Genomic DNA, 12535 nt, shown 5'->3' with positions numbered 1-12535 from the left:
CGGCTTCCATGAGACCGCGCATGCTGTGACCGGCACCTGCCTGATCAGCTTCGACCGCAACCGCTAACCCTGAGAAGCTGGGGTCTTGCCATACCTGACCTCCCTACGATCCAAAGCGTGCCGTGAAACGCACGCCGGGGAGCGAGATAGTGCTCAGGCCTTCAGATCCAAGTTTGACCCAAGCTCGACCCATTTTTTGGCGGCTGGTTGCAACGGACGAACCAAACCTTCCTGTTTGGGCGACGGACCAGCCGAAGGGCACTTTCAACAGATTGAATCACTACGACAAACTGGACGGATTTTGCCCCATTCCTTGGGTCCACCGTGGGTTTCGCCCTTCCAGCAGGCAAACCCGCCCCATCAAGCTCAAGGGCCTCCACAGGGGGGCTATGATTTTCCTAGGGAAAGTGCGGAAAAAAGGTGGTGCCGCTTACGTGACTCGAACACGTGACCCCATCATTACGAATGACATACAAACAACGCAAATCCAAGCTCTAGACCGCATTGTTGTATAGTTTGTTGTATAGTCATTACGCTAAAAAGCGAGGTTTTTCAACGTTTCTGGCCCATGTCAGAGCGACCAAACTTAAAAGTTTTAAGTTCGCTCCTTGCCCCCTGCGCTACCATGCCCGCACGATAAATATAATCAGAAAGGGTGTATCTGATGGGCACTGAGAAAAAGGGAAATGATGAGATTGAGCTACTGCGAGAGGCAGTCATCGCAGTGGTGGCCATGGCTCGCGAGGCAGGCAGCGATAGAGTGAAGCTGGCGATGGACATATTGCTGGCTGGCACATCGCAGTTGGGGACGGTCTTTCAGCAACGATGCGTTCAGTTAGCGAGCCAGAAGCAACCCCGTAAAACGAAACCGCCGAAATCCGCTCCTGTGAAAGGTCCTCAGCAGCGAAAGCGTCCAGCAAGCAGCACTGATACCCCAAGCGTCCAGAAAGACGCTGAGGAACGCTCTAAGGAGCTTTCGTCAATTCAGCAGGGAATTCGTCAGGCTGATCCATCGCTGGCTGATCAGCAAAGAGCTTTGCGTGGGTATGTTTATGGAGCGCAGAATGATGAGGTTGCGTTTCGCAAAGCTGCACAGGCAATCGCCAGATGAACGAGAAGCTAAGCCAAAGCCAGAAGCTGCTGCACGACAGTCTGTTTGAACTCTACATGCTGGGTGGCTTGGAACTTTATCTCGCTGGCGCTCATGACTACGATGGCACGCGGCGTTCATGCTTTTGGCAGTAAGAATTGGAGAAGATATAATTCACAAAATCAAAAATACGTCAAGGCTTGACGTTCATAAAACGAACCGCTAGATTATCAGCGGAATAGGCTAGGCACCTTCATTTTGATTAGCCAAACAGGAGAGAAATATGCCTGCAATGTTTATCGCTGCATCCTCTAAATTTATAATTGCAAGATGCGAAGGTGAAGACACTCCTGCTAAAAAACTAGAAAAAGCATATAGAAAGTTTCTTGAAATCAACATTTTTCAGCCTGAAACTCCAAACATCGGTATTAAATTTGAGATCTCCGACGACAATATTCAGGAAGGAGCTCTGGAAATTGAGCCGAATGGAGACACAGTCGTTGTAAACTGTGATTTTGTCGCAAAAATTAACGTAAAGTCCAATTATGTAGATCAATTTCTTGATCCTAAATCAAAGTGGGTTTTTGGCTCCGCCTCCGATGTTGAAGGCGCAATTGAGGGTTTGGAATCTCAAGAATACGAAGTTAAATCGTTTAGGGGAACCCAAACTGAGACCAACTATTTGATACCCGTCAAGACTGCAAAGAACATAAAAGGTTTGAAGTAGTTACATCTTGATATATAAGAAAAAACTCAGCAAATCAGACTTTGCACGTGGAATTGATTGCCCGCGTAAACTTTTCTACGCGGGCAATCCGAATTATCACGATGCCAGTGCTAGTAATTCATTTCTGAAATCACTCGCTGCATCAGGCTTTCAGATCGGGGCGTTAGCAAAGCAGCTTTTCCCTGATGGCATAGACCTAGACGGCCTCCTTCCACAGCCTGCATTGGCTAAAACTGGCGAGTTGCTGCGTAACGAAGAGGTAACGATTTTTGAGCCCGCCTTCACGCAGCGCAGAATGATGAGGTTGCGTTTCGCAAAGCGGCGAAGGCGATAGCCAGATGAATCACAAGCTAAGCCAAAGCCAGAAGCTGCTGCATGACAGCTTGTTTGAACTCTACATGCAGGGTGGGTTGGAGCTCTATCTCGCGGGCAATCATGGCCTGAAACGGGATCTGATCATTGAGCTTGAGACGAGTGCGCTCACGCCTGAGAAGGGCGAAATCATTCACTTCTATGCGGTCAATCGCTGGGATGAAGATGACGTGTTTGACGAATGGGCGAGGCCGTCAAGACCGCCTACTGCTGAAGCCGAGCGCATTCTTGGTGTGACGAATGAGCAGCTTGCCCATTGCCGCTCAACGGGCGAGGTGCAGTCGGCTTTTCTTGCGTTTTCTATGCCGCAACATCATCCTCATAACCGAAAAAATGTCAATTCTTGACTGGCTTATGATGCTAATGCATCAATGCGGAGTGCGAGGTTTTGACCGATCATAATACCACAGACAGAGGATACCTAAATGGCCAAACTTTCAATTGAGTTAGATGAGCACTTCAAAACCGATGGCTTTTGGGTGACTGAGGACTTTGAGGATGTTTTTTTAAAAGGCGAAGACGCAATAAAATATCTTAGCGATATAGATAAGGGTCAGATGTGTCTTGTTATTGTTACATATAAAGAAGACGATCCCTATGATTCTGTAAAGTTTGAATTCAAACAATGCGACAAAAAATCAAAAGATAATTTTTATATAGATTTAATTGCAGATGGGTCAGGTTTGTCTGTATCAGTTCAGGGGTCCCTTTCTGTAAAAATAAGATCTGGCGCCGAAGCGTACTTAAATCAGAAAAATAAGCTAAAGATTCTCGGAGTTGAATATCTTGGCGGGAGTTATAGGGGTTTTTCATCATATATTCAAGGATATGATAAAGAAAACCCCGAACATTGGCGTGACATCGGTCTGTTTAAGCTTTCCTGATTTATAATAAGTTTCGTAAAATAGTGATAACAAAGTCGCTTTTCACTTTATCTGTCACTTGCCCGCGTAAGCTGTCTTACGCGGGCAGCGACTTGTATAAAGATGCCAGTGCCGAAAATGCATTTTTGAAATCACTCGCTGCATCAGGCTTTCAGGTTGGCGCTTTAGCCAAGCAGCTTTTCCCTGACGGGATAGACCTAGAAGGCGTCCTTCCGTCTGCTGCGCTAGCCAAAACTGGCGAGTTGCTGCGTAACGACGAGGTAACGATTTTTGAGCCCGCCTTCACGCACGGGCAGTTTCTGATCAGATGCGATATCCTGATAAAGCGAGGTAACAGCCTTGAAATCATAGAGGTCAAAGCAAAATCCTATGATTCCAGTAAGCCCGCATCGTTAGGGGTCAATGGCAAGCCATCAGCTGCCTACCTTCCATATCTCCAAGACATAGCCTTCCAGACCTATGTTCTGCGCCTGTGTTTTCCAGACGCAGAGATCCGCAGCTATCTGATGATGCCCGACAAGGCCCGTGCTGCGACGCTTGATCAGATGAACCAGCTTTTCCCAATTGGTTCAGACGGTAAACGGGTTGTGCCTCGCAGCGAGGCAGCGGGCATTGGCTTTGAGAAATCTCTGCTAAGCAAAATACCCGTTGATCAGTATGTTGAAACCATCCTGAATGAACCGATCAGATTTCCTGGTGGCGAGGGGCTTTTGCCTAATGTGGCTGAGAGATGGGCGCAGGCATATGTGAGCGGAGAGGTCATTGAAGCCCCGATAGGCAGCCACTGCGCATCATGCGAGTTCAAAGCCGAGAAAGGTAGCTCCTTAAGCAGCGGCTTTCATGAATGCTGGAAGGAGGCCAACGGATGGTCTGATGATGACTTTCCAGAAGCTACGGTTCTTGATCTCTGGAACTTTCGCGGAAAAGAGCGCCTCATCCAAAGTGGCAAGCGCGCTCTCAGCGGCGTCACGCAGGAAGACATTGGCTATGCGCCGCTTGCTGATCGTTTGAGCCCATCCGAACGTCAGTGGTTTCAGATCAACGGTCTACCCGCGCCCCACATGAAGCGCGGCTATTTCATCCATGAGAGCTACATGTCGCGGCAGATGGAGAGCTGGCGCTATCCTCTGCACTTCATTGACTTTGAGACCTGTGCTCCTGCTCTGCCGTTCCATATTGGAATGAAGCCTTTTGAAAGCGTCGCCTTTCAGTTCTCCCATCATATTCTGGAGAGCGATGGCAAGCTTCGCCATGCTGATGAGTTTCTCCTCGCTCGGGTAGGACAGTTTCCAAACTTTGAATTCGTCCGAGCTCTCAAGCACGCATTAGAGGCCGACGACGGCACCGTGTTCTGCTGGGCCGCACATGAAAACACGATCCTGGAGCACATCCACAAACAGCTTCATTCTCGTGATGACGCTCCTGCTGATGCGGAAGAACTGAGCGATTTCATAGGTCGCTTGGTGAAAGGCGGCGACCGACAGATGGTTGATCTGAAAAAAATCGCCGAAGAAGGTTATTTTCATCCCGCGACCAAAGGCGGCAATTCAATCAAGCAAGTGCTACCTGCCGCGCTTTCCAGCTCAGCTTATCTCAGGGAGCGATACTCCAAGCCGATCTATGGCGCTCAAGATGGCATCCCTAGCAAGAACTATGACGGAATTGCGTGGTGGCAAGCAGATCAAGACGGAAAACCCAAAGATCCCTACAAGATTCTGCGTGGACTTGCCTCTCAAATCTCCGATGCTGGTGGGATTGCAGAGGGCGGTGAGGCTGCCATGGCATACGGTCAGCTTCAAGATCCAGATTTGCGCCAAAGGCAGCGTGACGCTGTTGAAGCCAGTCTCAAGCGATACTGCGAGTTGGACACACTAGCGATGGCAATGATCGCAGAGAGCTGGATTCAGAGATCATTTTATATTGAGGAATTCGGCCATGCTAGATAAAAAAATTATTGAGCTTCTATATCATGATTTTCTTCAAATAAATAATATGATTTCATCAAATAAGATAAAACATCGGATGATAACTGAATTGTTTAGTCAAAATCCGTTTTGCTGGAGAGTTGAAGGAATAACTCCTAACGCCCTTATGGCTTTTAAAGAAAATGGGTGGATTAGAGATGGCATTAAGATAAACAGATCTCATTTATTTAATAGAATTGAAACGCATAATGAAATGCTAAAACGATATATGGATATTGAAGAATGGTGGGATTTTTATTGGTCAAGAGATTTCACAATTTTATCTTTGTCATCTGAGAATAAAAATATATCATCAATTAATTTCATAAAGATTGAATCTGAGCTTGGTCTATTTCGCACAAGTGGGTTTGCATGGAGACATGGCAAAGCCGAGAGAGAGTTTCTTCAGCATCTCTGGTTGCAAAACAGTTTTTCACTGGAGCTAGGGTGACATTTGATGAGCAAAACGGCGCGGATTGAAGTCCAGGACCAGTTTGGGCGATGGCAGCGTTTTCAAACCGTGTCGGCTACAGACACATCTATCAAGTTAGCTCTGCAGAGAGCTTTGAAGACGCAACTCGCTTCAAAGTCTAGAAAAGCCCGCGCCGTTGACGACAAGACAGGCGCATTGATTGATATTTTGCAAGGGTGATTACAGCGCTGGCGCAGCACTCTCGGAAATGAGCAGCTTCCCATATAAAGCCTTCGCCATCTGAATTGCCTCATAAGCGTTGGTCGCTGTGACATACTGCTTCCCGAAGCCTGCTCCTGCCTCATCCTTGTAGCGAACCAAAATCCACCACTGTCTTGCTTGCGTCATCATTCCGCTCCTGAAACTTAAAACTTTTAAGTTTCATAAAGCCGAGCCACACTCAGGAAAAGCAGTCAGGGGGCAAGCGCATGATTGAGCAGGGCAAGGCAAAAGAGTTTGTAGCAGTATTGCGGAAAACGTTGCTGGAACGAGCGACTTCGCGGTCACGGACTGAGCGGGAAGTCAGCCCCGAAATCGTTACAAACCGATGCGCTCAGCTTGAAGCCGTTTTCGCCGAAATGGATGCGCTGAAATTTGATCGCAACATGTCCGATGACACGTTCTGGCGTACCGCTGCTACCAAGCCATTTTATGCGGGACACCTTGCGAGTGCCGTTGAGGCCCGAAATGATTATATGCTGGACTCCTACCTTGGTGACAGAACAGAGTTGAATTCTGCGGCATGGAACCCTGGCCGCGAGCGGTTTGAGGAGTTCATGGATGACGAGGACTGCTTCAGGCACGCTGACAACCTGACGACCGTCATTGTCGCAGCGAACAATGTCACTGCCACAATGCGGCAACACCCCGACAAAACGATCATTCAATGGGTCTGTCGCAACATTGAAGATACGAGTGACATTGCATCACTGAAGATCATTCATAAGCGTCTCAACGATCTTTTGAAATTTGGCGAGGTGACGACATTCCATCTGATGACCGAGCTGGGATTTCCTGTCGTCAAGCCAGATCGGGTCGTGAATCGCATTGCAATCCAGATCGGGCTGATTGATCGCTATAAGAAGGGAGACAAGACCTACATCTTGAACAAACCAGTGACGACAACGAGGGCTACAAATCTCGGGGCAATCCCTGAGTTCAACTGGGCATTACAAGACGCATGCCGTCGGATCGCTGATGAAGCTGGAATCTCACTGCGCTTGCTAGATTTTATGATCGTAAAGCTAGGGCAGGAGCCTGACGAGGTGAATGGGTTCGTCAGAACGATTTGCACAGAGACATTTCCGACCTGTCAGCTTTGCAGCGTCAAACCGATGTGCGCTCACCCGCGCAAATGACCAGTGCTGCATTGCCGTTATTTTTTAGTCCCTCCAAAAATCCCCAAATTCTCGGCCTGAGGTGACGCAAGGCTTTCGGTCCTAAGTGGCTGGCTATACGCTATTATTTCTACACTTAGGATAACGGGGCTTTTGAGATGAAGGTGGCGATCTACGCACGAGTGTCAACGACAGATCAGAATTACGAAGGCCAGCTTGAGGAACTGAATGCTCTCGCTGAACGATCGGGTTGGGAGGTCGTTGAGGTATACAGCGAGAAGATCAGCGGGACAAAAGCGACTGAAGATCGCCCAGAGCTGAAGCGCATGATGCACGACGCCAAGCTCCGTCGCTTTGAGAAAGTGGTTGTGTGGTCCGTTGATCGCTTGGGGCGCTCAATGCGAAATCTCGTCCTGGTGCTGACCGAGTTGAAAGACAGCAAGATTGATATCTTCAGCTACAAGCAGGCCATTGATACCAGCACTGCGATGGGGTCCATGTTTTTCCAGTTTTTGGGGATCTTCAGCGAGTTTGAAAACACGATCCGCAAAGAGCGTCAGATTGTCGGGATCAGGAAAGCGAAAGAGCGGGGAGTGCGCTTCGGTCGCAAGCCCACGACGGAAGCGCAGATCGCAAAAATTCAATGGATGAAGCGCAATGGGGCTTCTATCCGTGCTATCTGCAAAGAGGTGAAAGTCAGCCCAAACACGGTATATTCTGCATTAGCGTCCAATATATAAGAAGATTCGGAGGGGGCATGAGAGAGAGAAAATTCAATCATGCATTATGGGATTTTTGCAGGTTCTATAGTTTTTTCTGGCTTTGGGTTGGAGTCCTCTACCGACCGATTTCATACGAGATTGAAATGGGTGATGTAAGGGAAGCTGCTGGACTCGGAATGCCTTACCTCGGGTATTCTTTGCTTGCGATTGCTGCCATTTCGGGAAGTTACTTTTTATCAAGTTTGAAGCCTAATATTGATGGAAAACCTGAACTGAGTTTCGCCGACATTGATCCAGAATTGAAATTTGATAATTTTTTTCAAAAGATAAGGATTTTTGGAGCAGTTATCTGTGCAATATGCAGCATTGCGTCAGGCTTTATCGTGTACGATGTAATATTCCCAGATGACCCTCTGGAGCAGTTTAATTTCTTTATAAGCAAAGAGTTCTTTTTGGTTTTGTGCATAAACGGGATATCTGTTCCTACATTCTTATCGCTTGCATATTCTGCTGACAAACGCCTGTTTTGAATCATTCAATGCGTTCCAGCTTCGCTGTTCCACATTCGCTTTCTACCGTGCTTCACATCGCTTCGCTCTGCTCACACCTGCATCAGCGATTTTGATTTTATTGGGTTGGTACATTTCGTTAGATCTATGCCACAGTGAGGCTTCCGCCTCACTGAGACTTCCGTACTTTTCGTTGAGTCGTTTAGCCTATGATTGCACACAACCTTTCAGCTAAAAACTGAATGGGAGATAAGGTTACGCTGTTACCTTTACGTGCGGTGAGTTGTTCGCAACGCAACGCCTTAGGAACCAATCATTCACCCATAAGACGCATACAAGTTACTGTTTTTACAGTCTCATATCTTGCTCTACCACATAATGTTTTACAAGCCAGTTGCGGCTTTGCTTGTCGTATTGCGTGTCTGTGATCACGCTTACTGGGCTGCGAGTTCTGATGGCTACAGCAAGCTGGCTACCTCAACGCAACAATAGAGCCCTATGATTTAACAGAGAGAATGTGACTAGGTTACTGACCCATCCCTCTGTCTCACAGATAAATACTAATCAGATGATCTTCTGATAAGTTTATTTATCACAGGGAAACATAAATGAAGAAAAATACAGTAATTTTGGAGATATTTGATTTTTTGAAACAGCGTGGAATTGTTGATAGCGAAAGCGAGTTCTCTGAGGGATGGCTTGGGCAGTGCGATAGCTATTATCGTGGTCTGCGCTTCAAACGCACTGAGCCGAGCATGGGCGTTGTCGCAATTTGTGCAAGCAGACTTCAGAAGGCTGGCGAGCAGATTATGTCATCCCCAAGCCATCGCCACGTAGGCATTCGCTTTCTTGAACTTAGCGAACGCTGCCACCAGCTAGTCAATCAAGAAGCAGTTGAACTGGAGCTGGTGTAATTTGCTCTGGGCTGGCGATGCAAATGCGCTTTTGCAGACCTATATGTGTCTGAGGCAAAAGTTCAGTGGAGCGCGGAATGTCATTCCAGTTAGACCAAGATTATGTGCGGCACGATCCGAGCCGCGAAGCTGTCTTGTTTGGGCGACGCTTGACGGGAAAAGGGTCAACTGCGCTGTATCTCGTGAGGCTCTGAACGATCTTACCCGATCATCACATTCACAAGCCGAGCAACTGATTGAGGCATATCGCAGCAACATCAGTAAGATTGCCACCGTCGCAGAACGCAAAGCACGAGCAAACTGGTTTGAACCCGACGGCAGCATATTGGTGCAAACTGCTGACGTATCTTAGCATCAGACTTTACAAAGTTTTACGGTTTGGGCGGCGGATCAAAAACATCCAGCAATTTCGCATTGTCCGAAATTAGCTGCTCTGATCCGCCGTTCTCAAAAAACACGTTCACGAAGCTGACTAGCTCCTGCAAAACTAATGGCACTCTGCTGCCGTCAGGCTTTGCACCGAAAACCAGATCACACGCTTCCAGCGCAGTCGCATGGAAAGTGTAGATGTTGTGATTGGTCATCAGGTGTTCGCCGAGATTATCAACTCGGCCAAACCTGTTCGCTTGTTTATGAAAAACAATGTGATTTACGTTGAAAATGCGTGAGAGCGGCGAAAATTCAGGCAAGTCCACTCTGACGTTTCCACGTGCAACCTGCATGTTTTGCGGAATTTGTCGTGACGGCATTCTCCATGAGCGCAGATCGCTCGTAAGGTCTGGCTTGTGATAAATCGCTCTGCTCATACCCGATGCACGATGCGGTGAGCTGCTGTCATACGTGAAGCGAATGGGACGATCAGCAGCTTTGGACACTGCTTGTTGGATCGCGGTGTAGATGACGGATTGAATGGGGGGAGACTTAGCTAGCAGGTGAATGACCTCTGTGCGTTTCAGCTTATCCTCATCCAGCATGGTCCTGAGCCGTCTGAGCATGTTCCTGAGCAACGATGATCTGCCACCAAATGCCCAGCCTTCAAACTCAAAATCTTTGACCGCATCATACCACAGATCGCCAGCGCCTACCTGCTCAATGTCCTGAATGACATTGAGAAACTTCGTGCCTTCTCCGCTGAAATTCCTTGCCCTGTTCTCTTGAAAATAGCGCAGGTTATCAACGCTAAGATCAATCAACTGCTTGATGCTGAGATTGCGAATGGGGCTGGTGCTCGTGGGTTTCGCTTCCGTGCTAGCCCAGAGAGGAAGATCCAATGTCATCGCATAGTCGGTGTATGCGTCTAGCCAGTTCAGAACCCGTTCGCGGTATCCTGTCATGAACCAGTTTGCATAGAAATCCTGCGGCGATTCAGCGTAGCGATAGATCGCTTCCTTCTCCCGCTTGCTCTTGATCGCACCTGAGCCGAGTTGATAGCCACCGCTGTCGCCAACGACGATGACCCCCTCACGTTTGCGATTGATCACCATGTCGTCAGTTGTGACGAATGCCTTCTCAAACTGCCCTGAGCTGTAGAGCGCATATTTGCATGACCACAGCCGACTGTCTGGCGATAGAAAGTCTAAGTCGTTAGGGCGAAAATTACGCGGTATGCGGCCTTGACGAACATCGCCGCGATCCTTCGTGGCAAACTCAGCGTAGTGCTGCTGCAACGATGGCAGGTAGACGGCATACTTCTCGTATCGGTCAGTTAGATCACGCATCGTTGTATCTAACAAACAACGCATCGTTGCGATTTCCGCGCTCATCAAGCGCAGGAATGTATGCTTCGTGGGTTGCGGTCGCAGTCTCGTAGCTGACGTTCAGAACAAGATCGTTACCCCTGATTATGACCTCATCACCGACCGTCTGCGCCTTCGCCAACATCGTGAAAAGCTCAATGATATCCAATGGAGCTACGATGGTTTTGTGCTTCATCGCTGGCTCCAGCGTGATGACCGCATCACGTTGCACAAGCGTTTTGCAGTCATCTCCGTAGTGCGTGAATCCATCTTCGTTCACGCCAGGTGTGTCGCTGCTCTCAAAATGGGATTGAAGCTCTAGATGATCAGCTCCGACTATGAAGCCAATCCGAGATGCCTTCTTGTGTCTAAAGTGCTTCCCATAGCCATTCAGCCACGCCTGAACTGACTGCCTGTAGAACCGATCAATGAACTTCTTTTTCGCCTTAATCTCCCATGCGTAGCCAATGGCATCGTCAACGAGCATCGGCTGATAGCTATGAGCATCTTTGATCAGGTCCGTTTCGTAAAAGTAGATGTTCCTTGTGTGGCCTGAGGACTGACTGACCAGCTTCAACTGCTTGATGGCACTCTTGTCCTCGTCAGCATCTGCAAGAGTGTCGCTCGGTTCGCAGCTAATCAGTGGTAGCTGCGCTTCATTCATCAAGACGGTTTCAATCCAGTTGCGATCATTGCCGCGAAGCAGAATGTCGCATGGCACTGCGATCGGATTTTTTGGCGTTGAGACGGTCGTCAGGCTGGCATCACTCAGAATCTTGCTGACTAAGATTGACCCATCTGCCCTGATAACCAAGCGCACCCTTTCAGGTCGCATGATCGCCTTGTCGGCAATGTCGTCCCAACCGATCTTATGCTCATCATAGAACTTACCGCGCAGTCCGAGCTTGTGGATCAGATGCGGGACAATGTGCGGGCGAAGGCACTCAATGAGCAGTCGCAGGATTGGCGGCGTGTTGCTCAGATCAAGCTCACCGCATTCATTGACAACTGCTTCAACGATTTCGGCATCTGTGGTGGAGGCAATCAGCGTAATTTTGCCCGTCCGCTTGCTACGCTTAGCCAGTAGCACGACAAGATCATCACTCGTTGCCGCTAACGCACCAGCATCAACTGTTGCAAAGCCTTTGGACGCTTTCAGCAGGTGCGTCTTATTCTTAAGGATTTTGCGCTCTTCAGAACGCTTCAGAAGCGCAGCATCCTCACTAAGAGCTTTGGATTTTGTAGCCTTCTTGCTGATCGCTGCACTTAAGTCTGGTTCGCCATCTACTGCGTCACGCACCAGCTCTTTCAATCCATCAACGCCCCCATTCTCGTGAATGAAGGCCTTGATCACGTTGATTTTTGACGGGTTATCGTAACGTTGACGGTGAGCGTCATACTCATTGTCAATTGCCCACAACGCCTTGCTGTAATTGTGAACCGTCACATCATTTGTGCGAATGCGTGGGAAAGCTAGGCGAACGACAGGGCTGAAATTATAGCGATTTCCTGTGTTGCGATAGGTGATGTTGTTTTCGGCATAGAGGCGATCAAGATAGCCAGCTTCGTTGCGAGCCTCACGCCACCAGAAATAAGTCTCAGCAAGATTGCGATGCAGGAGTTCGCGGGAGCTTTCGGCAAGATTATGCTGTTGCTCAGCCCTGTCTTGTAACGCTTGAAGCTGCTGACTCAGTTCCTGCTCGTTTGCCATTGCGCCCCCTTCCGCGAATGCAAGCTACCATCCGATATCGCCGTTGCAACAGCATCGTGCGAACTTAAAAGTTTTAAGTAAGGACCGCTTCAATGGC

Annotated in this window: 16 protein-coding genes; 13 read left to right on the top strand and 3 right to left on the bottom strand. The window is 48.5% G+C overall.

The window, feature by feature from the left end; genetic code table 11:
• The first annotated feature begins 664 nt into the window (after nt 1-664).
• The 8 genes from D620_RS16305 (at nt 665) to D620_RS16275 (ending at nt 5689) form a co-directional block, all read left to right on the top strand.
• Nucleotides 665-1111, top strand: coding sequence for a hypothetical protein (locus D620_RS16305; protein ID WP_155800009.1), 447 nt, complete (start codon nt 665-667; stop codon nt 1109-1111).
• Between the two features lie 262 nt (nt 1112-1373).
• Nucleotides 1374-1817, top strand: a complete 444-nt coding sequence (locus tag D620_RS16300; protein WP_155800007.1) for a hypothetical protein — start codon at nt 1374-1376, stop codon at nt 1815-1817.
• Nucleotides 1818-1824: 7 nt separating this feature from the next.
• On the top strand, nt 1825-2151 hold the full coding sequence (locus D620_RS16295) for a hypothetical protein (RefSeq protein WP_155800005.1): 327 nt from the start codon (nt 1825-1827) through the stop codon (nt 2149-2151).
• Nucleotides 2152-2155: 4 nt separating this feature from the next.
• On the top strand, nt 2156-2536 hold the full coding sequence (locus tag D620_RS16290; protein WP_155800003.1) for a hypothetical protein: 381 nt from the start codon (nt 2156-2158) through the stop codon (nt 2534-2536).
• Nucleotides 2537-2614: 78 nt separating this feature from the next.
• Nucleotides 2615-3073 (top strand): hypothetical protein, encoded by a 459-nt coding sequence (locus tag D620_RS16285; protein WP_155800001.1) that lies wholly within the window; start codon nt 2615-2617, stop codon nt 3071-3073.
• Between the two features lie 92 nt (nt 3074-3165).
• The gene (locus tag D620_RS15950) at nt 3166-5019 is read left to right on the top strand and encodes a DUF2779 domain-containing protein (protein WP_155799999.1); all 1854 of its coding nucleotides are present in this window, start codon (nt 3166-3168) and stop codon (nt 5017-5019) included.
• A complete protein-coding gene (locus D620_RS16280; protein ID WP_155799998.1) occupies nt 5009-5488 on the top strand; it encodes a hypothetical protein in 480 nt (159 codons plus the stop codon). Before D620_RS15950 ends, D620_RS16280 begins: the two co-directional genes overlap by 11 nt.
• Nucleotides 5489-5491: 3 nt before the next feature.
• Nucleotides 5492-5689 carry a hypothetical protein gene (locus D620_RS16275; RefSeq protein WP_196795251.1) on the top strand — a complete coding sequence of 66 codons (198 nt, stop codon included), beginning with the start codon at nt 5492-5494 and terminating at the stop codon, nt 5687-5689.
• Here the strand turns inward: D620_RS16275 and D620_RS16270 are convergent, their stop codons facing one another.
• A complete protein-coding gene (locus D620_RS16270) occupies nt 5690-5860 on the bottom strand; it encodes a hypothetical protein (protein WP_017664645.1) in 171 nt (56 codons plus the stop codon).
• A 77-nt stretch (nt 5861-5937) separates the two neighbouring features.
• Here D620_RS16270 and D620_RS0104740 point away from each other — a divergent pair, with 77 nt between their 5' ends.
• The 5 genes from D620_RS0104740 to D620_RS16930 all read left to right on the top strand — a co-directional run bounded on the left by D620_RS0104740 (nt 5938) and on the right by D620_RS16930 (nt 9343).
• Complete coding sequence (locus D620_RS0104740; protein ID WP_155799996.1) at nt 5938-6867, top strand: hypothetical protein; 930 nt, start codon at nt 5938-5940, stop codon at nt 6865-6867.
• Nucleotides 6868-7004: 137 nt separating this feature from the next.
• The gene (locus D620_RS0104735; protein WP_017664643.1) at nt 7005-7586 is read left to right on the top strand and encodes a recombinase family protein; all 582 of its coding nucleotides are present in this window, start codon (nt 7005-7007) and stop codon (nt 7584-7586) included.
• 17 nt (nt 7587-7603) lie between these two features.
• Nucleotides 7604-8098, top strand: a complete 495-nt coding sequence (locus D620_RS16265; RefSeq protein WP_155799995.1) for a hypothetical protein — start codon at nt 7604-7606, stop codon at nt 8096-8098.
• 587 nt (nt 8099-8685) lie between these two features.
• Nucleotides 8686-8991: a DUF6626 family protein gene (locus tag D620_RS16260; RefSeq protein ID WP_155799994.1), complete on the top strand. Its 306-nt coding sequence runs from the start codon at nt 8686-8688 to the stop codon at nt 8989-8991.
• 43 nt (nt 8992-9034) lie between these two features.
• Nucleotides 9035-9343 (top strand): DUF1488 family protein, encoded by a 309-nt coding sequence (locus D620_RS16930; protein ID WP_081596522.1) that lies wholly within the window; start codon nt 9035-9037, stop codon nt 9341-9343.
• A gap of 19 nt (nt 9344-9362) precedes the next feature.
• Here D620_RS16930 and D620_RS0104730 read toward each other — a convergent pair whose 3' ends face one another.
• Nucleotides 9363-10757: a hypothetical protein gene (locus tag D620_RS0104730; RefSeq protein WP_196795250.1), complete on the bottom strand. Its 1395-nt coding sequence runs from the start codon at nt 10755-10757 to the stop codon at nt 9363-9365.
• Nucleotides 10702-12438 (bottom strand): hypothetical protein, encoded by a 1737-nt coding sequence (locus D620_RS16255; protein ID WP_155799991.1) that lies wholly within the window; start codon nt 12436-12438, stop codon nt 10702-10704. The genes D620_RS0104730 and D620_RS16255 overlap by 56 nt, the downstream gene beginning before the upstream one ends.
• Between the last annotated feature and the right edge of the window lie 97 nt (nt 12439-12535).

It is taken from the genome of Porphyrobacter sp. AAP82, assembly GCF_000331285.1.
Taxonomy (GTDB): domain Bacteria; phylum Pseudomonadota; class Alphaproteobacteria; order Sphingomonadales; family Sphingomonadaceae; genus Erythrobacter.
Note: the sequence above shows the minus strand (reverse complement) of the source record. Positions and strands in the feature narration are given on the sequence as shown.

Excerpts from the sequence above, each read along its gene's own strand:
- D620_RS16300 (WP_155800007.1), top strand. The coding sequence starts at position 1,374 with ATGCCTGCAATGTTTATCGCTGCATCCTCTAAATTTATAATTGCAAGA.
- D620_RS0104735 (WP_017664643.1), top strand. The coding sequence starts at position 7,005 with ATGAAGGTGGCGATCTACGCACGAGTGTCAACGACAGATCAGAATTAC.
- D620_RS16305 (WP_155800009.1), top strand. The coding sequence starts at position 665 with ATGGGCACTGAGAAAAAGGGAAATGATGAGATTGAGCTACTGCGAGAG.
- D620_RS16265 (WP_155799995.1), top strand. The coding sequence starts at position 7,604 with ATGAGAGAGAGAAAATTCAATCATGCATTATGGGATTTTTGCAGGTTC.
- D620_RS16280 (WP_155799998.1), top strand. The coding sequence starts at position 5,009 with ATGCTAGATAAAAAAATTATTGAGCTTCTATATCATGATTTTCTTCAA.
- D620_RS16290 (WP_155800003.1), top strand. The coding sequence starts at position 2,156 with ATGAATCACAAGCTAAGCCAAAGCCAGAAGCTGCTGCATGACAGCTTG.
- D620_RS16255 (WP_155799991.1), bottom strand. The coding sequence starts at position 12,438 with ATGGCAAACGAGCAGGAACTGAGTCAGCAGCTTCAAGCGTTACAAGAC.
- D620_RS16260 (WP_155799994.1), top strand. The coding sequence starts at position 8,686 with ATGAAGAAAAATACAGTAATTTTGGAGATATTTGATTTTTTGAAACAG.
- D620_RS0104740 (WP_155799996.1), top strand. The coding sequence starts at position 5,938 with ATGATTGAGCAGGGCAAGGCAAAAGAGTTTGTAGCAGTATTGCGGAAA.
- D620_RS16270 (WP_017664645.1), bottom strand. The coding sequence starts at position 5,860 with ATGATGACGCAAGCAAGACAGTGGTGGATTTTGGTTCGCTACAAGGAT.
- D620_RS16285 (WP_155800001.1), top strand. The coding sequence starts at position 2,615 with ATGGCCAAACTTTCAATTGAGTTAGATGAGCACTTCAAAACCGATGGC.
- D620_RS16930 (WP_081596522.1), top strand. The coding sequence starts at position 9,035 with ATGTGTCTGAGGCAAAAGTTCAGTGGAGCGCGGAATGTCATTCCAGTT.